Below are 22549 nucleotides of genomic sequence, written 5' to 3'. Positions count from 1 at the left end.
TCAGCGGAGCTTGCGCGCGGCCCTCCTCAGGTCGTACTCGTGAATGATCGCTTTGGCGTGGCCGTACGCGAGGTCGTACTCGTGCCGGAGCCAGCTGACCTTCTCCTCGAAGTTGAAGAGAGCGGGGCCTTCGTCGACTTTGCGGATCCAGTCGGAGATCTCACGACCGGTGCAATGGGGGATGCGGGCGAGCAGGTTGCGATGGGTCTCCTCAGAGAAGACTTGGGACATCGGCGCCTCCGGACGAAAGGGAATGTAAGCCGGTCCTTCAGGTCACGTTGCCTGAGTGGCGGCCTGTTGGCAACAGTCCGGTTGAGGCGCGTACTCTCGCGGCGTGCTTGATACGACGCCGTTGACCCGTGCCGTGGACCATTTCGCCGACCGGTTGCGGGCCGCTCCGCAGAGTCGGCTGCAGCGGGGGGCCGCCGCGGAGGCACTGGGGCTGGCCAGGGAGTTTGCACTGCGTGCCCAGCGGTTGGAGTCCCCCGAGGGGCCCCTTCGCGAGATGCCGGATGCGGGGATGTTCGCGGCGGCCGATCAGGTCATGGTCGCCGGGAATGATCTCGCGGTGGTTCTGGGTGATGAGGGTGAGCTGGCGGAGGCTGTGGCGCTGGTGGAGGAGGCGCAGCGGCGGGCCGGGGTGTGAAAAGCCCGGGGGTGCCCTCTACAGCGACGCGATCACCCTGTCCGCCAGGATGTAGACCATGTCGTCGCCGCACTGGAAGGTGAGGGTGTAGGCGCCGGAGATGCCCGAGCCGCCCAGGAGGACGGGGGTGTCGCCCGTGTGGAGGGCGCCGGCGAGGCGTTCGGCGGTCTCGCGGTGGCCGGGGGTCATGCAGAGGGTGGTGCCGTCGGCGAAGACGTAGACGTCGAGGGTGCCGAGGGGGCCCGGGCGGACGTCGGCCAGCTCGGTGCGGGACGCGGCGAGGTCCTCCAGGCAGGCGACCGTGCGCTCGTGGTCGGTGGTGACCGGGGACTGCACCGGCACGAAGTCGGGGTGCGAGGGGTGGCGGCGGCGGGCCGCGGCCAGCTCCGCGGAGTCCCCGGCGAACTCGTCGCCCTCAAGGCTCGGCTCGGTCACCGGCTCAAGGTGCTCCAGACCCGCGAAATCGGACTGCCGGGGCAGGAACAGGTCGCTGTCGGACAGACCCAGCAGGGAGGGCGTGTCGGAGACGTCACGGGACTCCTGGGCGGCCCAGAAGGCCCGCGCCTCGGCCAGCTCCCGCTCCCGCTCCTCGGCGAGCGCCTCGGCGACCGCCGCGCGTATCTCCTCCGTGTCGGAGGCCGGACGGGCGGCCGGGACCAGGGCGCGTGTACCGGCCGCCCGGCTCTCGGCGAGCTCGATGCGCAAGGCGGCGACCTGCCGGCGCAGTCCCATGAGGGTGCGCAGGACGGCGACGCCCACGGCGGCGGTGGCTGCCGTGGTGAGCATCAAGGCGATCGGCATGGCGCTCACTGACGTACTCCCGGTTCAAAGTCGACCCCCGACTTCCTACATCAGCTTGAAGGGCGGACTAACCAGCTGTCAGTGCGTAACGTCACGAAACGGGCAGGATTTTTGCCCCGATGTTTGGTGGTGAAACAGCTCTGACCTGCGTAAATCGCTCTCCGGGGGGAGATAGGTCACATCCTGGGGGAGATTGGATCACAAAACGGCCCGGAGCCCCGCAGAATCCGGGACTCCGGGCCACAGCATCACCGTGCGCACCCGTACGGTCACGGTTTCGCGCGGGTGCGGTCGGTCAGCTGAGGCGCTCGATGACCATCGCCATGCCCTGGCCGCCGCCGACGCACATCGTCTCCAGGCCGAACTGCTTGTCGTGGAACTGGAGGGAGTTGATGAGCGTGGCGGTGATACGGGCGCCGGTCATGCCGAAGGGGTGGCCGACGGCGATGGCGCCGCCGTTCACGTTCAGCTTGTCCAGCGGGATGTTCAGGTCGCGGTACGAGGGGATCACCTGGGCGGCGAAGGCCTCGTTGATCTCGAACAGGTCGATGTCGTCGACGGTGAGGCCCGCGCGGGACAGGGCCTGCTTCGACGCCTCCACCGGGCCGTAGCCCATGATCTCGGGGGAGAGGCCGGAGACGCCCGTCGAGACGATGCGGGCGAGCGGGGTCAGACCCAGCTCGCGGGCCTTCGTGTCCGACATGATCACGAGGGCGGCGGCGCCGTCGTTCAGCGGGCAGCAGTTGCCGGCGGTGACCAGCCCGTCCGGGCGGAAGACCGGCTTCAGGCCCTGTACGGCCTCCAGGGTGACGCCCGCGCGCGGGCCGTCGTCCGCGCTGACGACGGAGCCGTCGGGCAGCGTCACCGGGGTGATCTCGCGCTCCCAGAAGCCCTTCTTGATGGCTTCCTCGGCGAGGTTCTGCGAGCGGACGCCGAACTCGTCCATGTCCTGCCGGGTCACGCCCCACTGGCGGGCCAGGTTCTCGGCGGTCTGCCCCATCGCGATGTACGGGTCGGGGAGCAGGCCGTCCTCACGCGGGTCGTGCCAGTCGGCGCCCTCCGACTTGGACACGGCCTCCGTGCGGGCCTCGGCGTCGGCGAAGAGGGGGTTGTGCGTGTCGGGCAGGCCGTCGCTGGTCCCCTTGATGCTCCGGGACACCGTCTCGACACCGGCCGAGATGAAGACATCGCCCTCGCCGGCCTTGATGGCGTGCAGGGCCATGCGGGACGTCTGGAGCGAGGAGGAACAGTAACGGGTGATCGTGCAGCCCGGCAGGTGGTCCATGCCCAGCTGTACGGCGACGATCCGGCCCAGGTTGTGCCCCGCCTCGCCGCCGGGGAGGCCGCAGCCCAGCATCAGGTCGTCGATGTCCTTCGGGTCCAGCTCCGGCACCTTCGCGAGGGCGGCCTCGATGATCGTGGCGGTCAGGTCGTCGGGGCGCAGATCCTTCAGCGAGCCCTTGAAAGCGCGGCCGATGGGGGAGCGGGCGGCTGAGACGATCACGGCTTCGGGCATCACGGCTCCATTGGCATGCGGACGGAAAGCAGGGCTGTGGGGGAAGTTACCCGTACGTATGGTCGGGGTCACGGGCAAGAGGGTGTGACTCCGACCGCACTTTTCTAAGCGCTTGCTTTTTGGGTCGGGCGCCTGACAGCTCGGGGGTTCGGTTGCCGGGCGACTGCGGTCGTACGTGGTTGCTCGCACGGTTCCCCCGCGCCTCTGAAAGACACGGCCCTGCGGGCCGAGAAGCACGGGGCGCAGCCCCTGCTTCTCAGGGGCGCGGGGAACTGCGCGAGCAGCCCCCACGCGCCCGCAGTCGCCCGATCACAGGTACCCCGAGCTGTCACGCGCCCGGCTGCGCCTCCGCGGCAGCGGTCGGCTCCGGGTCGGGCACCGGCACCCTCCGCCGACGCCGCCGCTTCAGCAGGGCCCAGGGCCCACGAGGCCCTGTGGGCATGGCGGCCGTCACCTCGGTGCCGGCTTCGGACGCGGCCTCGGCGGCGGCGCGGGCCACCGGCAGGAAGCCCTCGCGGCGGCTGACGTCCGGCCGCTCCTCCTCCGCCGGCCACAGGCCCAGCGCCGCGCACACCGTCGGCAGGACGGCCATCGCCGCGGTCGCGTAGCCCTCGGCGGAGGGGTGGTAGTTGTCGGGGCCGAACAGTTCACGGGGGTTCTGTTCGAACTCGGGGCCGAGGAGGTCGCCCAGGGACACGGTGCGGCCGCCCTGTTCGACGGTTCCGATCGTCTGGGCGGCCGCCAACTGCCGCGAGGCCCGGCGGGCGAGCCAGCGCAGTGGTTGCTGCACGGGCTCGATCGTGCCGAGGTCGGGACAGGTGCCGACCACCACCTCCGCGCCGGCGGTCCGCAGTCGCCGTACGGCCGCGGACAGGTGGCGCACCGAGCGGGTCGGGGGCATCCGGTGGGTCACGTCGTTCGCGCCGATCATGATCACGCAGACGTCGGGGACCTGGGACGGGTCCTCCAGGACCAGCGCCACCTGCCGGTCCAGGTCGTCGGACTGGGCGCCCGGCAGCGCGACGTTGCGCAGCCGCACCGGGCGCTCGGCCACCGCCGCGAGCCCCGAGGCGATGAGGGCGCCCGGGGTCTGCCGGGACCGGTGGACGCCCTGGCCGACGGCGGTGGAGTCGCCGAGCATGACGAGCCGGAGCGGGGGATCGTCGGGGGCGTTGTGCGAACTGCCGTACGAGCCGTACGTACGGCCGTGCCGGCTGTAGGCGTGGCCGTAGAGGCCCTCCGCGCTCGGGGGATGCGGGCTGTGCCCGTTGCCCACGACCCGCTTGGCCATCCGTACCTCGGCCAGCAGCACACCCACGGCCGCCGCACCCACCAGCCCGATGCCACCACCGCCGTACGCCGCGCCCGCCGCGATACGCCGGGCCACCCTCGCCCTAGACATGCTCGACATACGCCGCCGCCACCTCCTCCTAGCCGTACACACTCCTTGCCCCGTACCGGCCCTCGGCCAATCCCGACGGGAGGTGAACAGGGGGGAGGAGAGTGAGGGCGGGGCTTAGGCTGGCGGAACATCACGACATCCCTTTTTGCAGCTCCGGAGACAACGGTGCAATTCCACGACTCGATGATCAGCCTCGTCGGCAACACCCCGCTGCTGAGGCTCAACAGCGTGACCGAGGGCATCCAGGCGACCGTCCTGGCCAAGGTCGAGTACTTCAATCCAGGCGGTTCCGTGAAGGACCGCATCGCGCTGCGCATGATCGAGGCGGCGGAGGAGAGCGGGGAGCTGAGGCCCGGCGGCACGATCGTCGAGCCCACCAGCGGAAACACGGGCGTGGGGCTCGCCATCGTCGCCCAGCGCAAGGGGTACAAGTGCATCTTCGTGTGCCCCGACAAGGTGAGCACCGACAAGATCAATGTGCTCAGGGCCTACGGCGCCGAGGTCGTGGTCTGCCCCACCGCCGTCGACCCCGAGCACCCCGACTCGTACTACAACGTCTCCGACCGGCTGGTCCGTGAGACGCCGGGTGCCTGGAAGCCCGACCAGTACTCCAACCCGAACAACCCGCTCTCCCACTACCACTCGACCGGCCCTGAGCTGTGGGAGCAGACGGAGGGACGGATCACGCATTTCGTGGCGGGCGTGGGGACCGGCGGGACGATTTCCGGCACGGGGCGTTACCTGAAGGACGCCAGCGACGGCCGTGTCCAGGTCATCGGCGCCGATCCCGAGGGGTCCGTGTACTCCGGCGGGTCCGGGCGGCCGTACCTCGTCGAGGGCGTCGGTGAGGACTTCTGGCCGACCGCGTACGACCGGACCGTCGCCGACGAGATCGTCGCCGTGTCCGACAAGGACTCCTTCCAGATGACCCGGCGGCTGGCGAAGGAGGAGGGCCTGCTCGTGGGCGGCTCCTGCGGCATGGCCGTCGTCGCCGCGCTGAAGGTCGCCGAGCGGCTCGGCCCGGACGACGTGGTCGTCGTCCTGCTGCCCGACAGCGGACGCGGCTACCTCAGCAAGATCTTCAACGACGAGTGGATGGCCGACTACGGCTTCCTGGAGGACGAGGGGCCCAGCGCGCGCGTGGCCGACGTCCTCAGCGACAAGGAGCACGGCGCCATCCCCTCCCTCGTCCATATGCACCCGGACGAGACGGTCGGGCAGGCGATCGAGGTGCTGCGGGAGTACGGCGTCTCGCAGATGCCGATCGTGAAGCCGGGCGCCGGGCACCCGGACGTGATGGCCGCCGAGGTGGTCGGGTCCGTCGTCGAACGGGAGCTGCTGGACGCCCTGTTCACCCAGCGCGCCGCGCTCGACGACCCGCTGGAGAAGCACATGTCGGCGCCGCTGCCGCAGGTCGGTTCCGGTGAACCGGTCGCCGACCTGATGTCCGTACTCGGTTCGGCGGACGCGGCGATCGTGCTGGTCGAGGGCAAGCCGAAGGGTGTCGTCAGCCGGCAGGACCTGCTCGCGTTCCTCGCCAAGGGCGGGATGAAGCAGTAGGAATGCCTCATCTGGGGAGGGAATGCCCTCAAGGGGCTCTCCATGTCGGGGATTGCGCGGTCGCGGGTTTAACTTCGCGGAAGTGGTACGAGCGCGACACGTCCGCGCAGCACTCGCTTAACACGGGTCCGGCACATTAGTGGGTGTCGGCAGGGCGGGAGCGGCTCCCCGCCCCGGCCGGCAACCAAAACGGCGTCAAGGACCTCCGGAGCGGCTCCCGGACCTCCATGGACGCCAAGGACGCGTAAGCCCGGTCCTGACCCGGCCCGCGTCCCTCGCGGGGACCGCCGTCGTCCCGCCCCCCGTCACACGGGGGTGCGGCGGTCCCCGCGCTACACCCCCCTTTGCGCCTAAACCGGCGCCGCTCTCGCGGACCTGGCTGGTCGCCGTTGTGGTTCCTCAATTGATGGTTGCGGTGTGCGTCGCTGAAAAGACGAGTCACTCGTCCCAGTCCGAGTCGCCGCCCTTGCCCCCGCGTCGGCGCAGGGCCGACGAACCACGCAGCGCCCACGCCATGTTCACGCCCACGATCCCCGCCCAGGTGACGAAGAGGCCCGGGAGGTCGGCGATGCCGCCGCCGATGCCGGAGAGGGGCATGGCGACGACGAGGGAGACGACGCCGAAGCCGTAGCGCTCGCCCCAGGTGTCGGTGGACTTGGGGGAGCGGGCGCCACGGGCCACCATCATCTGCTGCTCGGAGATCTGACGCCGGACCCGGCGGTCGACCGCGCCGTCGATGCGCTGGTCGACCTTCTCCAGGAACGACTCCACGAGCGCGGACTCGTAGTCTTCGCCCAGTTCCCTGCGCGCGTGCAGGGTGGCGGCGAGTTCCTTCTTCAGCTCGGGGTCCCCGAGCTGCGCGTCACGGGCATTCATACCGGTCATGCTGTTCACGGTAGGGAGCGGGTGGCCGCTTGGCACTGGGGTTAGCCCCCCTGTTCCGCCGCAGGTACCCCGTCGGTTCCCCGGCCCGGATTCTCCTGTCCGGCAGCTCTTGCCCGGCCTGTATAACCTCATGCAGAGTTCTCGGTGTCTGAATATGTGGTGTCTGCTTGGGGCTGAGGAGGCTGCGGGTGATGTCCTCTCGGATCATGGGCGCGACGGACGCCCCCACTCTCGCCGTGGCGGCCGTTCCGACCGGTCTCGTCGTCCTCGACGGGCACGCGCTCGGTGTCGCCGATGTCGTACGGCTCGCCGACGGGGCCGCGCGGCCCGTGCCCGGCAGCGAGGGGATGCGGCGGGTCGAGGAGTCCTGGGACGCGGCCCGGCAGATCGCGGCGACCGGACGCGTGTACGGCCGCTCCACCGGCGTCGGCGCCAACCGCGCCGAGGACGTGCCCACCGAGGCCGCCGCCGAGCACGGTCTGCGGCTGCTGCGCAGCCACGCGGGGGCCATCGGCGAGGAGCTGCCCGCCCGGCAGGTACGGGCCATGCTCGCCGTACGCGCCAACCAGCTGCTCGCGGGCGGCGCCGGGCTCCGGCCGACGGTGGTCACCGCGCTGTGCGAGGCGCTGGAGAGCGGGGCGTACCCCGTGGTCAACGAGTTCGGGTCGGTGGGGACGGGGGACATCGCGGCGCTGGCCCAGATGGGGCTGGCGCTGGCGGGGGAGCATCCGTGGCGGGGCCCGGCGGCTGTGGCGGGGGCCGCCGGCGTTCCCGAGGCCCAGCCGCTCGACAACAACGACGCCCTCGCGCTGATCAGCAGTAACGCGCTCACGCTCGGACAGGCCGCGCTGGCCCTGCATGAACTGCGGGGGCTGATCGCGGCCACCCAGGTCGTCGCCGCGCTGTCGCTGCTCGCGGTGGACGGCTCGCACGAGGCGTACGCGGCGCCCGTGCACGTCGCGCGCGCCCACAAGGGGTCGCGCGAAGTGGCATGGCGCATGCGGGAGTTGATCGGTGCGGCCGACCGGCCGACCCCGCCGCTGGGACGGATACAGGACCCGTACGGCTTCCGGTGTCTGCCGCAGGTCCACGGGCCCGCGCTGGACGCGGCGGACGCGCTGGAGGGTGTGCTGGAGGTGGAGATCAACGCGGCCGCGGAGAATCCGCTGATCTGCCCCGAGGACATGGCCGCGTACCACCACGGCGGCTTCTACCAGGCACAACTCGCCCTCGCCCTGGACCACTTCAGGCTGGCGGTGACGCAGGTGGCGCGGCTGTCGACCTCCCGGTTGTCCTCGCTCAACGAGCCCGCCTACACCCGGCTGCGGCCCTTCCTCGCCGACCACGAGCCCGCCTCGTCGGGTGTGATGATCCTCGAGTACGCCGCCGGCGCCGCCCTCGGTGACCTGAGGGCCTTCTCCGCGCCCGCGTCGCTCGGCCACGCTGTACTCTCCCGGGGCGTCGAGGAACAGGCCAGCTTCGCCTCGCTCGCCGCACGGCAGACGCTGCGGGCGTGCGGCGCGTACCGGCTCGTCGTCGGCTGCGAACTCGTCGCCGCGGTACGGGCGTTGCGCCAGCGGGATCTGCGGCCGGATCCGGAGCTGCCCGTCGGGCGGGCGCTGGAGCTGGCGGAGGCCGTGCTGGACGCGGACGCCGCCGACCGGCCGCTGACGGCGGACGTGAGCGCGGCGGCCGTACTGCTCGACCGGTTCACCGAGGTCTGGACGGACGTCCAGACCGACCTGCGGAGGGGGAGCGCGTCATGAGCGCGGACAAGGGCACGGGCCTGACGGACAGTCCTGCCGCGCGGTTGCAGACCCTCTTCGAGGGGCACCGCCTGACGCCCACCCAGCGGCGGATCGCCCACAGCATGGTGCGGCGGGCGGCGGACGTGCCGTTCCTGTCGAGCGTGGAGCTGGCGGAGCTGGCCGGGGTCAGCCAGCCGTCGGTGACACGGTTCGCGGTGGCGCTGGGCTTCGACGGCTACCCGGCGCTGCGCAGGCATCTGCGGGACGTCGCGCCCGCCGAACCGGTCGTGGACACCACCGCCTACAACGAGTACCAGCAGGCCGTCGAGGCCGAGATCGAGAACCTGCGGCATCTGGCCGAGGTGCTCGCCGATCCCGCCCCGGTGGCGCGGGCCGGGCGGCTGCTGGCCGCGTCCCGGCCGCTGCCGGTGCTCGGGCTGCGCGCCGCGGCCTCCCAGGCGTACGGCTTCGCGTACTTCGCCGCGAAGGTCCACCCCGATGTACGGCTGCTGCACGAGGGCGGCAGCATGCTCCAGGACCGTATCGACGCGGCGGTACGGGCGGGCGCCACCGCGCTGCTCTGCTTCGCGCTGCCACGGCATCCGCGCGAGGTCGTCGAGACCCTGGCGTACGCCAGGGAGGCGGGGCTCTTCGTCGTCACGGTCGCCGACTCGGCCTTCGCGCCCGTCGCCAAGGTCTCCGACCTGCTCCTGCCCGCCGCCGTCGGTACCGGGCTCGCCTTCGACACCGCCTGCGCCCCGATGCTCCTCGGCCGCGTGCTCCTGGAGGCCATGTGCGACGACCTGCCGGAGGCCCAGGCCCGCCTGGAGGAGTTCGACGCGAGGGCCGCGACGCGGGGGCTGTTCGTGGAGTAGCCCGCCCGGCCGGGGTCTCCCGGCCGACGCGGGTTTCGCGATTCTCAGGCGCGTTTCACGTTCGCTGGTTACCGTGCCCGTCAACTGTCGTACGACCTTGGAATTACGGGAGGCGGGGAGCGTGGCGCGCGGAGGGCAGGGGCTGGCTCGGGTGGCCGTCGTGGTGCGGGCCGGAGCGGCACCGTTGTGGTGGCTCGGAGTGGTCGCGGCGGGGGTCGGGGTGCTGCCGGCAGGGCTGACCGGGCGGCGGATCGGGGTACTGGCCGGGGCCGTGCTTTTCCTCGTCACCGCCGGTGCGGTGGCGTGGACGCGGCGCGGCCGGTACCTGGCACCGGCCCGCGGAGCCGCACGGGCCGGTAAACACGATGTCCTCCAGGACCGTGCCGTGACCCTCCGCAACTGGCGCCGCGGCCACCGCTGGTGGCTTCTGCTCGGCTTCGCGGCCGCCCTGGGCTCCTCCTTCGCGCTGCCCGCGGCGGGCGGCATGCTCCTCGCCGGCCTCGGCACCGGCCTTCGCCTCAAGGCGGCCTGGCTCGGCCGCCGCGAACTCGCCGCCGGGCAGCTCTTCTGGGTCCGCGTCGACTGGCTCTCCGCCGGGGGCGGCCGCCCGACGGGCAAGCGGGTGGCCGGGTATCGGGTCACCGGCATCGGCGCGGGGGACGCGGGGCCCGGGGGCGGGCGGCGGTAGGGCCCCTCGATGACCTGGGCCCCAGTCCTGAGGTCAGGACTCGCCGCGGGTCCGGAGGACCAGTTTGTTCACCGCCCACAGAGCGATGCCAATGGCCAGGAGCACGCCGGCGCGGATGTAGACGTCGGCCGGGCGGTCGGCCAAGGGGCTGGCGAGGATCAGTGCGGTGATGGCGCCCAGGACCGGCAGAACCGTCGGTGTGCGGAAGTGGGCGTGGTCGACGGGGTCGCGGCGGAGGACGAGGACGGCGATGTTGACGACGGCGAAGACACAGAGGAGGAGGAAGGCGGTGGTGTCGCCGAGGCCCTCGATCTCGCCGGTGGAGACCAGGCCGATCGCGAGGAGGGTGACGAAGACGATGCCCACGACCGGGGTGCGGCGGCGGGGCAGGACACGGGCCATGCCGCGCGGGAGGATGCGTTCGTTGGCCATTCCGTAGCAGAGACGGGAGGCCATCATGATGTTGATCAGGGCGGAGTTGGTGACCGCGAAGAGGGCGATCAGGGCGAAGAGCCTGGGCGGGAAGTCGACCCCGCCGGCCTTCACCACTTCGAGGAGCGGGCCGCTGGAGCCCGCCAGGGTCTTGGCGTCGACGAGGAGGGACGAGACCAGGGCGACCAGGACGTAGATCGTGCCCGTCACCGCGACGCCGATGAAGATCGCGCGGGGGAAGGTCCTGGTCGGGTCCTTCGTCTCCTCCGCCATGTTCACCGAGTCCTCGAAGCCGACGAAGGCGAAGAAGCCGAGGGCCGTGGCACCCAGGACGCTGGTGAGTAGCGCGTATCCCGTGCCGCTCGCCTCGAACTCGGTGAGGCGGGACGGTTCGCCGTCGCCGCCCAGGACCGCCCAGGCGCCGATCGTGAGGATGATCAGCAGGCCGGTCAGCTCGACCAGGGTCAGGACGACGTTCGTCTTCACCGACTCGGAGACGCCCCTGAGGTTCAGGGCGGCCAGCAGCACGATGAAGGTGATGGCGACGAGGGTGGGCGGCAGGGCGCCGTTCGTCAGTTCGTCCAGGTAGTCGCCGCTGAAGGCGCGTGCGGCGGCGCTCGCGGACGACAGGCCCGAGCACATCACCATGAAGGCGACGATGAAGGTCAGGAAGGGCAGCTTGAAGGCCTTCTGTGTGTAGAGGGCCGCCCCGGCCGCCTTCGGGTATTTGCCGACCAGTTCGACATACGAGGCCGCCGTCAGGATCGCCACCACGAAACCGATGACGAAGGGGAGCCAGAGGGCTCCGCCGACCTTCCCGGCGACCTTGCCCGTGGTCGCGTAGATGCCGGTGCCGAGGATGTCGCCGATCACGAAGAGGATCAGCAGCTTGGGGCCGAGTACCCGTTTGAGGCCGGTCTCCTCGGCGGGTGCCGGCGTACCGGCGGTGCTTTCGGTGGTGGACAAGAGAACCTCCCCCGATCGGTGATCCGTCCGAGGGAGTCCTGCCCGGTCGCGGGCCATGGATGCACTCGCAACCGATTCTCAGAGGTTCACCAGAGGTTCGGGGACACGGGCTCGGCTCGCGGGGTGGGCGTGGGGCGCGCGGGGCTCAGGTGGTGCGCAGGGTCCGTCTGGCGAGCTCGTACGCCGGGAGCATCTCCTCGTGTTCCTGGGTGTCGAAACCGCCGAGATGGACGACGACGGGGCCGTCCGGGGTGACCGTGAGGAAGGCCCGCTCCTTCTTCGTCTCCTCCAGGGCCTCGCTGGTGTAGAGGTACTCGACCTCGGTGCCGGAGACGTCGGAGTCCGAGGTGAACGCGCTGTACTTCGCCTTGCTGGTGTTGCCCTCGGCCGCCACGAACTCCTTGAGCAGCGCCTCGGCGTCTCCCTCCTTCGCGCCCGCCTCGCCGGTCCAGACGCGGATGAAGCCGATGTTCCCGGCCGGCTTGGCGTCGATCTCGCACGCGGCGGTGAACGGGCCCTGGTGGAGCAGCCCCTCGGCCAGTTCCGCGGCGAGCTCGTCCTCCTCGGAACCGCTCCCGCCGCCGGGCACCTCGGTCTCGACGGCCTCCGCCTGCCACTTCTCGGCCGTGTCGAAGGTGACCGGCAGTTCGCAGGCGGAACCGGCCGCGCCGACGCTGCCGCCGCTCTCGGCGGCGTCCGCCGCTGCTTCCGCCGTCGCCGACCTGGTGGCGCCGGCCGACGCCTTCGCGTAGTCGCTCTGCGCCGCCTCCGAACACCCTGTCAGCACCCCGGCCAGCAGCGCCGTCTGCGCCAGCACCGTCCCCCGTACCGCTCTTCCCACGGCCACCCTCCCCTTGTCGTTCCAGGGCGGACACGGTAGCGGAGGGACGGGGACGGTGTTCGCACGGGTGTGCGGGGGTTGGGCTCCTGCGGAGGAATGTGCTGGGCGGCGCTCCCCGAGGGGGGCGCCGCCGGAGCCGTGGTGTCAGGGGGCGGTCAGATCTCCAACTCCGCCTCGATCTTCTTCAGCTGGTGCCTGGCCATGGCCAGGTTGGCCCGCTTGGAGTCGAGGACCAGGTAGAGGAAGAGGCCGTTGCCGCCGCGGCCGGTGAGCAGGCGGATCAGGTGGTACGCGTCGGACAGGGTGATCAGGATGTCCTCGATCTCGCCCTTGAGGCCGAGGTGTTCCATGGTGCGCAGCTTGGCGCGGACGACGTCGGTGTTGCCGGCGGCGGCGACGGTGAGGTCGAACCCCTTGCTGCCGCCGATCGTGCCCAGTGCCATGCCGCTGGTGTAGTCGACCAGCGCGGCGCCGGTCGCGCCCTCGATGGACGCGAGGGCTTCTTTCAACGCGGTCTCGGTGTTGGCCATGGTGTGTGGTGTCCTTTCAACTCTCAGTGCTGGTAGCTGTGTTGGGAGTGGTTCTGGGGGTGGCGCGGGGGGTGGTGGTGCGGGGGGTCCGGCGGGGCATGGTCGACCTGACCGTGGTCTTGGCCGGGGTCTGGGGCGTGGCCGCGGTCGTGGCCGCGCTCGCGCCGTTCGCCACCGACCGGGCCGGGTTCTTGGTGGCCGCCTTGGCGGCGGCCGCGTCGTCCGGCCGGGGCAGGGCGTCCATCAGTTCGCCGATACGGCCGCCGGCGCGGCGGCCCTCCAGGTGCAGCCGGCCCACGTTGACCCGGTCCTGCGCCAGCAGCGTCAGTACGGCCGAGTCGCCCGCCGCGTACGTCGCCACATAGCCGTGGTCGCCGCGCAGCAGCAGTTCGCGGAGCTCGCCCCGGCCGGCGGCGTCCGTCATCCGTACGGCGACGCCGAGCGCGGCGGCGGTGAGCGCCGCCAGGCCCTCCGGTTCCACGCCGGGGGTGTCGTGGGCCAGGACCAGCCCGTCCACGCTGGCCGCGAGCGCGCCGGTCAGCTGGGGTACACGGGCCCTCAACCTGTGCAGTTCGTCGAGGACTTCGGCCTCCGCGGCCATGAGCAGTCTCCTCTCGGCGGGAAGCTCCCGCTGCCGCTCAAAGGGCCTCCAGCGCATCCCTGAGCCTTTGCAGTAGGGCCACGTCGGGGTCTGTGGTGGTGAGCGGCCAAGGTGGGGTGGGGGGTGATGCCCCGTCGCCGACCGGCGGTTCGGCCGACGGGTCGCGGCCCGGTCCGGTCGGCGGGGCGTGGCCGGGGCGGGCCGGCATCGGTGGTGTTCCGGGCGGGCTGTGCCGAGCGGTGGATATGAGGCCCGCCGCCGCCAGCCGTCGTACGTCCACCAGGGTGTGGAAGGCGGGGCGCCCCAGGGCCAGGGAGATCTCGGCGGCCGTGCGGAAGCCGTTGACCTGGCCGAGTACGGCTCCCTGGCGGGCCGGGACCGGTGGGACGTCCAGGGCGGCCGCCCTGATCAGCGGGGCGTCGTCCGTCGCCGGGTCGGGCCAGATGCGGTGCAGGAGGTCGCGGCGGCGCCGGGCCTCGCGCTCCACGGTGGCCACCGGCACCGGGCGGATCGGTCCGAGCCAGTGCGCCGCCCCGTAACGGAAGCTGGCCGGCGCGCCGCTCGGGCCGAGGACGAAGTACGCCGCGTCGAACAGCGCCCCCGCGTGGCACAGCTCCAGCGCCCCCCGGGCGACCCGGCCGCTGTCCACGAGGAACCGCCCGACCCGCAGCCCGGCCCCGGCCGTGTCGACCGCCTCCCGCCAGCCGTCGCCGTCCAGGATGCCGCCGGTGGTGAGCAGCACGTCGAGGCCCGGGGACCGGGGGCTCTCGGCGTGCACGACCTCGCCCTCGGACAGATACAGCGAACCGCTCTCGCGCAGCAGTACGCCGGTGGCCCGCTCGGCGGCGAGCCGGCTCAGCATGGGGGAGACGGCCTGCGGGGTGTACCCGCTCCGGACAGGCAGCCGGGGCGCCGGTGTGGTGATCACGCTCATGCCAGCACCAGCCGTCCCGCCATCTCGCCGAGCCGGATCCGGGCCAGTGCGAGATTGCCGTCCGTACGGGCCAGCCAGAGATGGAGAAACACACTGCTGTCGAACGTCGTCCGCACGAACCGCAGCACGTGGTACGTGTCCCGGTTGCTGACGATCAGGTCCTCGACCGGGAGATCCGCCCCGGACCAGTCGGAGCCCTCCTTCGGCGCGAACGCCCGGTGCTCCGCCGCGAGCCGCGCCAGTTCCGCCGCCTCCGCCGCGGTCGTCTCGTGGTCACCGCCGGGCGCCTCCCCGACCGTGCCCAGTGCCAGCCCGCTGGTCCAGTCGACCACCGCGGCGCCCAGCGCACCGGGCAGCCTCATGGCCTCCACCAGACACTCGTCGATTCCGGGCACCGTGGCTCCCCTCCTGCCTGCGGTTCGGATGAGTGACGCAGACGCTACGCAACGTGTGCGCGAGGAGTGAGGGATCTGGCATTTTCCAGCGGAACATGCGGACAGGTGGGTAAGGTGGGTCGACTTGCCTGGTTTTCGCTGCTGTTGAGACCCGGGGGACGCGCTGATGCGCTGAGGTGGGCATATGCGGGCAGCCTGCATGTCGATTGCCGGACGCGACGCCGCCCGTCAATCATTTCAGGGGGCTTGAGGGGCGCGTGAAGGGGAGCGGTTGATACTCCCGGGCGCTCCCGTGCTTTCAGGGGCGCGGAGAGCTGCGTGATCGGCCACGACGAACCCGCAGTCGCCACACCACGGTTCCCCCCCGAACTCCAAGGCGACTGTCAGAGCCCGAGAAGCCCCGCCCTCTCGACTCCGCCCGCCTCCGCCACGATCTCCTCCACGGTCTGCGCCTTCCGAACCACCGCGAACCGCATCCGCCCCTCCCCGGGGGCATACCCGTAAATCCCGGGCCGCGGCAGCGAGTTGTACGCATAGTGGTGCGCGAAGTAATACGCGCCCGTGTCCAGCGCGGCCGCGTAGTCCCCCGGCTCGAAGAGCGGCAACGCCCGCCCCTCCGCCAGCAGATCCCCGGCGAAACACGCCGGCCCGGCCACGTCCTGCACCGCCACCGGCCCGCTCTTCACCCGGCCCTTCCCGTCGTACGCCGCGATCCGCAACGGCCAGGACCCCGGCGCGTACACCGTCCGCGTCGCCACCTGCACCCCCGCATGGGTGACCGCGATGACCCGCCCGCCCGCACTCTTCGTGTACTCCACGCGCGCGACGATCGTCCCGTGCTTCGCGAGCAGCGACCGCCCGAACTCGGTGACCAGCCCGTACCGCCCGTCGAACAGCCCCGGCACCGCCTCCGCCAGCAGCCGCGCGTACTGCTCGTACGTCGGAGTCGCCGCCTCCGACGCGAAGTTCACCGGCAGCCCGCCGCCGATGTCGATCGTGTCGATCTGCCGCCGCCCGAGCCGCCGGTTGATCTCCTCCGCCAGCTCGTACGTCTCGGTGATCCCCCGCGTCATCAGTGACAGCGGCATCCCCTGTGACCCGGTGTGCGCGTGCAGCCGACTCAGCCACGGGCGGTCCAGGTACGCCCGTACGACCCACTCCCGGGCGCCCTCGTCCCGGAGCGCCACCCCGAACTTCGACGTGGCCGTCGCCGTGGACAGCGCGTCGATCGTGCCGCCGCCGACCTGCGGGTTCACCCGGATGCCGAGGGGGGAGCGGGTGGTGGCCGACCGTACGAGCGCGTCGATGCGGTCCAGCTCCTGCGGGTTGTCCGCGTTGACCGCGATGCCCAGGGCCAGCGCCTCCCGCAGCTCCGCCGGGGTCTTGGCGGGGGAGTCGAGCACGGTCTGCCGCGGCGACATCCCGGCCGCCCGCGCCAGGGCCAGCTCCCCGGCGCTCGCCACCTCCGCGCCGATCCCCGCCTCCCGCAGCAGCCGCAGCACGGGCACGAGCGGCGTCGCCTTTACCGCGAACGCGTGCAGGACGGGTGTGCCGGGCGCCGTCACCGCGTCGAACGCCCTCCGCAGTGCTCCCGCCGAGGCCCGTATCCCGGTGACGTCCAGCAGTGCGGCCACTGGGGTGCCGGGACCGAGCAGCCCCTGCTCCACGGCCGCCCGCACGGCCTCGTCCCGCCGGGCGGCCCGCTCGCCGTCGGTGTCGAACAGTCGGAGCGTGCGCTCACTGTCCCCCTCGTGCTGCGGGTGGGCGCGGCCCTCGGCCGGCCCCTCTCCACCGGTCCCGTTCGTCAGGTCTCCCATCTCTTCCCCCGTTGCCGTGTCGATGTCCGAACCCATGCGGTCCGTGTGTCCAGCCAAACACCCGCAGCGCGCCGTCGCTGGCCCTACGGCTGTATTGACTAGCTCTATTCATCAAGTCAGGATGTGAATAGTTGCTGTAAAGCGAGGAGGCAGACGTGTCAGGACCCCGCCCCGTTCGAGCGCCGCGCGGTACGGAACTCAGCGCCCTGGGCTGGCAGCAGGAAGCCGCCCTGCGCATGCTCCAGAACAACCTCGACCCCGAGGTCGCCGAGCACCCCGACAAGCTCGTCGTCTACGGCGGCACGGGCAAGGCCGCCCGCGACTGGCGCTCCTTCGACGCCATGGTCCGCACCCTGAAAACCCTCAAGCAGGACGAGACCATGCTCGTCCAGTCCGGCCGTCCCGTCGGCGTCATGCAGACCCACGAGTGGGCGCCCCGCGTCCTCATCGCCAACTCCAACCTCGTCGGCGACTGGGCCAACTGGAACGAGTTCCGACGGCTCGAACAGCTGGGCCTGACCATGTACGGGCAGATGACCGCAGGCTCCTGGATCTACATCGGCACCCAGGGCATCCTCCAGGGCACCTACGAGACCTTCGCCGCCGTCGCCGCCAAGAAGTTCGACGGCACGCTCGCCGGGACGATCACCCTCACCGCCGGCCTCGGCGGAATGGGCGGCGCCCAGCCGCTCGCCGTGACCATGAACGACGGCGTCGCCCTCTGCATCGACTGCGACCCGCGCGCCATCGAACGCCGTATCGAGCACCGGTACCTCGACGTGAAGGCCGACTCGCTCGACCACGCCCTGCAGCTGGCGGTGGAGGCCCGTGACGCCCGCCGCCCGCTGTCCATCGGTCTCCTCGGCAACGCCGCCGAGCTCGTCCCGCAGCTGCTCGCCATGGGCGCTCCGATCGACATCGTCACCGACCAGACCTCCGCCCACGATCCGCTGGCCTACCTGCCGGTGGGCGTGGACTTCGACGACATGGCGTCGTACGCGGCGAAGGACCCGGCCGGCTTCACCACCCGCGCGCGTGAGTCGATGGCCCGGCACGTCGAGGCCATGGTCGGCTTCCTGGACGCCGGTGCCGAGGTCTTCGACTACGGCAACTCCATCCGAGGAGAGGCCGAACTCGCCGGGTACGACCGGGCGTTCGCCTTCCCCGGCTTCGTCCCCGCCTACATCCGGCCGCTGTTCTGCGAGGGCAAGGGCCCCTTCCGGTGGGCGGCCCTCTCCGGCGACCCCGCCGACATCGCCAAGACCGACCGGGCGATCCTCGACCTCTTCCCCGAGAACGAGTCCCTCCACCGCTGGATCAGGATGGCCCGGGAGCGCGTCCACTTCCAGGGCCTGCCCGCGCGTATCTGCTGGCTCGGCTACGGCGAGCGGGACAAGGCCGGTGAGCGGTTCAACGACATGGTGGCGAGCGGGGAGTTGGCCGCGCCGTTGGTGATCGGCCGCGACCACCTGGACTCCGGCTCCGTCGCCTCCCCCTACCGCGAGACCGAGGCCATGCTCGACGGCTCCGACGCGATCGCCGACTGGCCGCTGCTGAACGCGATGGTGAACGTGGCGTCCGGTGCGTCCTGGGTTTCTCTGCACCACGGGGGCGGTGTGGGCATGGGCCGCTCCATCCACGCCGGGCAGGTGACCGTGGCGGACGGCACCAAGCTGGGCGGGGAGAAGATCCGCCGGGTGCTGACCAACGACCCCGGAATGGGTGTGATCCGGCACGTGGACGCCGGGTACGACATCGCGGAGTCCGTCGCCGATGAGCGAGGTGTGCGGGTGCCGATGCGTGAGGGTGAGGACGCGTGACCCGGCGCGAGGGAGGCCGTGGCGGGGCCCCGTCGGTGGGGGCTGACACCTCGTCGCCGACCGCGGATCCGGCTGTGCCCACCCTCCCCCACTCTCGGCTCCGCTCGAGCGGGGAGACCCCCGTCGCCCCGCGGAACGACCGCCCACCACCTGGGGAGGGGTCCGCACAGGAGCCTCGGCGATCGCCCGTCACCGGCGGTGCCTCCTTTCACGAGATGTGGCGGGAGCTCGAGCCCATCGGGCGACACCCCGAGTCCGGTGGCTATCGGCGGTTCGCCTGGACCGCCGCCGATGCCGAGTGCCGGGCTTGGTTCGAGGAACAGGCCCGGGACCGTGGGCTGGCCCACGAGGTGGACCGGAACGGGAATCAGTGGGCCTGGCTTGGTGATCCCGCCGCCGGGGATGCCGTCGTCACCGGGTCGCACCTCGACTCCGTGCCCGACGGGGGCGCTTTCGACGGCCCCCTCGGTGTGGTGTCCTCCTTCGCCGCGCTCGATGAACTCCGCGCCCGGGGCGCCCGGTTCGACAAACCCCTCGCCATCGTCAACTTCGGGGATGAGGAGGGGGCCCGGTTCGGGCTGGCCTGTGTGGGGTCTCGGCTGGCTGCCGGGCAGTTGACCGTCGAACAGGCGGGGCGGCTGACCGACGGGGACGGGGTCACGTTGCCGCAGGCGATGGAGGCGGCCGGGTACGACCCGGAGGGCATCGGGCCCGATCCGGAGCGGCTGGCGCGGATCGGGGCCTTCGTCGAACTGCATGTCGAGCAGGGGCGGGCGCTGGATCTGTCGGGGCACGCCGTCGGGATCGCCAGTGCGATCTGGCCGCACGGGCGGTGGCGGTTCGACTTCCGGGGCGAGGCGAACCACGCCGGGACGACGCGGCTCGTCGACCGGCGGGACCCCATGCTGTCGTACGCGGAGACCGTGCTCGCGGCCCGGCGTGAGGCGCGGCTGGCCGGGGCCGTAGCCACGTTCGGCAAGATCACCGTCGAGCCGAACGGCGTGAACGCCATCCCCTCCCTCGTGCGCGGCTGGCTCGACTCCCGCGCCGAGGACCAGAAGACCCTGGACACGGTCGTCGGTGCGATCGAGGAGGCCGCCCGGGACTACGCCCGGGAACACGGGATCGAGCTCGCGGTCGTCCGGGAGTCCTTCACGCCCGTCGTCGAGTTCGAGCACGCGCTGCGGGACGAGATCGCCCGCATCCTGGGCCGGGACACGGCCGAACTGAAGGTGCCGGTGCTCGGGACCGGGGCCGGACACGACGCCGGGATCCTCTCGGGGAGCGTCCCGACCGCCATGCTGTTCGTGCGCAACCCCACGGGCGTCTCGCACTCCCCGGCCGAGCACGCCGCCGAGGACGACTGCCTGGCCGGAGTGACCGCGCTCGCCGACGTACTGGAAGGGCTGGCCCGCAGGTGACGGAGACGACCTACTGGCTCGAACACGCCTGGCTCGGCACGGATGTCGAACCGGGTGTGGCCCTGACCGTGGCCGGAGGGGGGAGCCCCCGAGACGGCCGCATCACCGCCGTGCGCACCGGCACGCCCACCCCGCCGCCCGGTGCCGTGGTCCTGCGCGGGCTCACCCTGCCCGGCCTCGCCAACGCCCACAGCCACGCCTTCCACCGTGCCCTGCGCGCCACCGTCCAGGTCGGCTCGGGCACCTTCTGGACCTGGCGCGAGGTCATGTACCGGGTGGCGGAACGGCTGACCCCGGACACGTACCACGCTCTCGCGCGGGCGGTGTTCGCGGAGATGGCGCTGGCCGGCATCACGGCCGTCGGCGAGTTCCACTATGTGCACCACGCGCCCGGCGGCACCCCGTACGCCGACCCCAACGCCATGGGCGAGGCGCTCATCGAGGCCGCCGCCGAGGCGGGGATCCGGATCACCCTCCTCGACACGGCCTACCTGTCCGCCGGCATCTTGAACAAGCACAGCGGCCAGGCACCCGACCACCACCAGCTCCGCTTCTCCGACGGCACGGCGGAGGCCTGGGCGGAACGCTGTTCAGTTCTCAAGGACCGGGATCACGCGCGGATCGGTGCGGCCGTCCACTCCGTACGGGCCGTGCCGGCAGGGCAGTTGGCGACCGTGGCGCGGTGGGCCGAGGAGCGGCGGGCCCCGCTGCACGTGCACCTGTCGGAGCAGACGGCGGAGAACGACGCCTGCCGTCAGGCACATGGGTGCACGCCCGCCCAACTCCTCGCCGAGCACGGCGTGTTGGGCCCCCGGACGACGGGCGTCCACAACACCCACCTCACCGACGAGGACATCGCCCTGATCGGTGACAGCGGCACCGGCACCTGCATGTGCCCGACGACGGAACGCGACCTCGCGGACGGCATCGGCCCCGCCGCAGCCCTGCAACGGGCGGGCTCCCCGCTCTCCCTCGGCTCCGACAGCCACGCCGTCATCGACCTGCTCGAAGAGGCGCGCGCGATGGAGCTGAACGAGCGGCTGCGCACCCGTACGCGCGGTCACTGGACGGCGGCGGCCCTTCTGCGGGCGGCCTCGGCCGACGGCCACGCGGCGATCGGCTGGGACGACGCGGGCGTCCTGGAGACGGGCGCGCTCGCCGACTTCACGACGATCGCGCTCGACTCGGTCAGGACTGCAGGGCCGCTTCCACGGCTGGGCGCGGAGACCGCGGTATTCGCCGCGTCGGCAGCAGACGTGTCGCATACGGTCGTGGGTGGCCGGCACGTCGTACGGGACGGGGCGCACGCGCTCGTACCGGATGTGCCGAGAGCCCTCGCGGACGCCGTCGCAGCACTGCGCGGATGACGCCCGGCCCCCCGCCCACGCGACCAGCCCCCGACCCCGACCCCGAACCCGACCCCACCGCCGACCAGGCAACCAAGGACGCCATGAGCAGCCCGACGACCGTCAGCCCCGCCAACTCGGCGAGCACCGCAAGCACGCTCATCACCAACATCGCTGCCCTGGTCACCAACGACCCCTCCCTCGGCGACAGATCCCCCCTCGGACTGATCCAGGACGCGGCCGTCGTCATCGACGGTGAACGCATCGCGTGGACCGGTGATCAAAGCAAAGCACCCGCCACTGACAATCGGGTCGACGCCGGTGGCCGGGCGGTGATCCCGGGCTTCGTGGACTCCCACTCCCACCTCGTCTTCGCGGGCGACCGGACCGCCGAGTTCAACGCCCGTATGTCCGGCCGCGCCTACAGCGCGGGCGGCATCCGTACGACCGTCGCGGCCACCCGTGCCGCCACCGACGAGGAACTGGAGGCCAACCTCACCCGTTACCTCCGCGAGGCCCTCCGCCAGGGCACGACCACCTTCGAGACGAAGTCCGGCTACGGCCTGACCGTCGAGGACGAGGCCCGGGCGCTGCGCATCGCCGCCGCCCACACCGACGAGGTCACCTACCTCGGCGCCCACATCGTGTCCCCAGATTTCGCCGAAGACCCCGCCGCCTACGTCGCCCTCGTCACCGGCGAGATGCTCGACGCCTGTGCCCCGTACGCCCGTTGGATCGACGTCTTCTGCGAGAAGGGCGCCTTCGACGGCGAGCAGGCCCGCGCGATCCTCACGGCCGGCAAGGCCAAGGGCCTGCACCCGCGCATCCACGCCAACCAGTTGTCGTACGGTCCGGGCGTGCGACTCGCCGTCGAGCTGGACGCGGCGAGCGCGGACCACTGCACCCACCTCACCGACGCCGACGTGGACGCCCTCGCCCACAGCCGCACGGTCGCGACGCTGTTGCCCGGCGCCGAGTTCTCCACCCGCGCCGAGTGGCCGGACGCGCGCCGTCTCCTCGACGCGGGTGTCACCGTGGCTCTTTCGACGGACTGCAACCCGGGGTCGTCCTTCACCTCGTCCGTGCCGTTCTGCGTAGCGCTCGCCGTACGGGACATGGGGATGACCCCGGACGAGGCGGTCTGGTCGGCCACGGCGGGGGGCGCGCGGGCGCTCCGCCGCGATGACATCGGCCGCCTCACGCCGGGCGCGTACGCCGATCTTGTGCTGCTGGACGCGCCGAGCCACGTCCATCTCGCCTATCGGCCGGGAGTTCCCCTGGTCACGGGGGTGTGGCGCAGGGGCGTACGCGTCGCCTGACCGGGC

General features: G+C 71.8%; 21 protein-coding genes. 9 read left to right on the top strand and 12 right to left on the bottom strand.

The window, feature by feature from the left end; translation table 11 throughout:
- The gene (locus JIX55_RS21505) at positions 1 to 231 is read right to left on the bottom strand and encodes a DUF4287 domain-containing protein (protein WP_257564924.1); all 231 of its coding nucleotides are present in this window, start codon (positions 229 to 231) and stop codon (positions 1 to 3) included.
- Between the two features lie 103 nt (positions 232 to 334).
- On the opposite strand from JIX55_RS21505, the gene JIX55_RS21500 reads away from it, so the two are divergent.
- Entirely contained in the window at positions 335 to 646 is a 312-nt protein-coding gene (locus JIX55_RS21500; RefSeq protein WP_257564923.1) for a hypothetical protein, read from the top strand.
- Positions 647 to 664: 18 nt separating this feature from the next.
- On the opposite strand, the gene JIX55_RS21495 is transcribed toward JIX55_RS21500, so the two are convergent.
- The 3 genes from JIX55_RS21495 to JIX55_RS21485 form a co-directional block, all read right to left on the bottom strand.
- Positions 665 to 1447 carry a hypothetical protein gene (locus tag JIX55_RS21495; RefSeq protein WP_257569424.1) on the bottom strand — a complete coding sequence of 261 codons (783 nt, stop codon included), beginning with the start codon at positions 1445 to 1447 and terminating at the stop codon, positions 665 to 667.
- Positions 1448 to 1742: 295 nt separating this feature from the next.
- Positions 1743 to 2963, bottom strand: coding sequence for an acetyl-CoA C-acetyltransferase (locus JIX55_RS21490; RefSeq protein WP_257564922.1), 1221 nt, complete (start codon positions 2961 to 2963; stop codon positions 1743 to 1745).
- Positions 2964 to 3291: 328 nt separating this feature from the next.
- A complete protein-coding gene (locus tag JIX55_RS21485) occupies positions 3292 to 4374 on the bottom strand; it encodes an SGNH/GDSL hydrolase family protein (protein ID WP_257564921.1) in 1083 nt (360 codons plus the stop codon).
- A 156-nt stretch (positions 4375 to 4530) separates the two neighbouring features.
- On the opposite strand from JIX55_RS21485, the gene JIX55_RS21480 reads away from it, so the two are divergent.
- Positions 4531 to 5925, top strand: a complete 1395-nt coding sequence (locus JIX55_RS21480; protein WP_257564920.1) for a cystathionine beta-synthase — start codon at positions 4531 to 4533, stop codon at positions 5923 to 5925.
- Positions 5926 to 6363: 438 nt separating this feature from the next.
- Here JIX55_RS21480 and JIX55_RS21475 read toward each other — a convergent pair whose 3' ends face one another.
- Entirely contained in the window at positions 6364 to 6810 is a 447-nt protein-coding gene (locus JIX55_RS21475; protein ID WP_257564919.1) for a hypothetical protein, read from the bottom strand.
- 191 nt (positions 6811 to 7001) lie between these two features.
- Between JIX55_RS21475 and JIX55_RS21470 the strand changes: the two genes are divergently transcribed.
- The 3 genes from JIX55_RS21470 (at position 7002) to JIX55_RS21460 (ending at position 10121) form a co-directional block, all read left to right on the top strand.
- Positions 7002 to 8576 (top strand): aromatic amino acid ammonia-lyase, encoded by a 1575-nt coding sequence (locus JIX55_RS21470; protein WP_257564918.1) that lies wholly within the window; start codon positions 7002 to 7004, stop codon positions 8574 to 8576.
- Positions 8573 to 9433 (top strand): MurR/RpiR family transcriptional regulator, encoded by an 861-nt coding sequence (locus JIX55_RS21465; protein ID WP_257564917.1) that lies wholly within the window; start codon positions 8573 to 8575, stop codon positions 9431 to 9433. The genes JIX55_RS21470 and JIX55_RS21465 overlap by 4 nt, the downstream gene beginning before the upstream one ends.
- A gap of 121 nt (positions 9434 to 9554) precedes the next feature.
- Positions 9555 to 10121 carry a hypothetical protein gene (locus JIX55_RS21460; protein WP_257569423.1) on the top strand — a complete coding sequence of 189 codons (567 nt, stop codon included), beginning with the start codon at positions 9555 to 9557 and terminating at the stop codon, positions 10119 to 10121.
- A 33-nt stretch (positions 10122 to 10154) separates the two neighbouring features.
- Here the strand turns inward: JIX55_RS21460 and JIX55_RS21455 are convergent, their stop codons facing one another.
- The 7 genes from JIX55_RS21455 to JIX55_RS21425 all read right to left on the bottom strand — a co-directional run bounded on the left by JIX55_RS21455 (position 10155) and on the right by JIX55_RS21425 (position 16673).
- Positions 10155 to 11519, bottom strand: a complete 1365-nt coding sequence (locus JIX55_RS21455) for an APC family permease (protein WP_257564916.1) — start codon at positions 11517 to 11519, stop codon at positions 10155 to 10157.
- A gap of 145 nt (positions 11520 to 11664) precedes the next feature.
- Positions 11665 to 12360, bottom strand: coding sequence for a lipoprotein (locus JIX55_RS21450; RefSeq protein ID WP_257564915.1), 696 nt, complete (start codon positions 12358 to 12360; stop codon positions 11665 to 11667).
- 155 nt (positions 12361 to 12515) lie between these two features.
- Positions 12516 to 12890, bottom strand: a complete 375-nt coding sequence (locus JIX55_RS21445; protein ID WP_257564914.1) for a hypothetical protein — start codon at positions 12888 to 12890, stop codon at positions 12516 to 12518.
- Between the two features lie 16 nt (positions 12891 to 12906).
- Positions 12907 to 13491, bottom strand: coding sequence for a roadblock/LC7 domain-containing protein (locus JIX55_RS21440; protein ID WP_257564913.1), 585 nt, complete (start codon positions 13489 to 13491; stop codon positions 12907 to 12909).
- Positions 13492 to 13528: 37 nt separating this feature from the next.
- A complete protein-coding gene (locus tag JIX55_RS21435; RefSeq protein WP_257564912.1) occupies positions 13529 to 14425 on the bottom strand; it encodes a hypothetical protein in 897 nt (298 codons plus the stop codon).
- The gene (locus JIX55_RS21430; protein WP_257564911.1) at positions 14422 to 14820 is read right to left on the bottom strand and encodes a hypothetical protein; all 399 of its coding nucleotides are present in this window, start codon (positions 14818 to 14820) and stop codon (positions 14422 to 14424) included. Before JIX55_RS21430 ends, JIX55_RS21435 begins: the two co-directional genes overlap by 4 nt.
- A 383-nt stretch (positions 14821 to 15203) precedes the next feature.
- Complete coding sequence (locus JIX55_RS21425) at positions 15204 to 16673, bottom strand: diaminopimelate decarboxylase (protein WP_443046490.1); 1470 nt, start codon at positions 16671 to 16673, stop codon at positions 15204 to 15206.
- Between the two features lie 119 nt (positions 16674 to 16792).
- Between JIX55_RS21425 and hutU the strand changes: the two genes are divergently transcribed.
- The 4 genes from hutU to hutI all read left to right on the top strand — a co-directional run bounded on the left by hutU (position 16793) and on the right by hutI (position 22543).
- Complete coding sequence (hutU, locus tag JIX55_RS21420) at positions 16793 to 18457, top strand: urocanate hydratase (RefSeq protein WP_257564910.1); 1665 nt, start codon at positions 16793 to 16795, stop codon at positions 18455 to 18457.
- 215 nt (positions 18458 to 18672) lie between these two features.
- Positions 18673 to 19878 carry an allantoate amidohydrolase gene (locus JIX55_RS21415; protein WP_257564909.1) on the top strand — a complete coding sequence of 402 codons (1206 nt, stop codon included), beginning with the start codon at positions 18673 to 18675 and terminating at the stop codon, positions 19876 to 19878.
- Positions 19875 to 21245, top strand: coding sequence for a formimidoylglutamate deiminase (locus JIX55_RS21410; protein ID WP_257564908.1), 1371 nt, complete (start codon positions 19875 to 19877; stop codon positions 21243 to 21245). Before JIX55_RS21415 ends, JIX55_RS21410 begins: the two co-directional genes overlap by 4 nt.
- Complete coding sequence (gene hutI / locus JIX55_RS21405; protein WP_257564907.1) at positions 21242 to 22543, top strand: imidazolonepropionase; 1302 nt, start codon at positions 21242 to 21244, stop codon at positions 22541 to 22543. Before JIX55_RS21410 ends, hutI begins: the two co-directional genes overlap by 4 nt.
- Positions 22544 to 22549: the final 6 nt, after the last annotated feature.

Origin of the sequence: Streptomyces sp. DSM 40750 (genome assembly GCF_024612035.1) — a bacterium.
GTDB lineage: Bacteria > Actinomycetota > Actinomycetes > Streptomycetales > Streptomycetaceae > Streptomyces.
The sequence above is the reverse complement of the archived record's forward strand: the minus strand, read 5'-3'. Positions and strand labels throughout refer to the sequence as shown.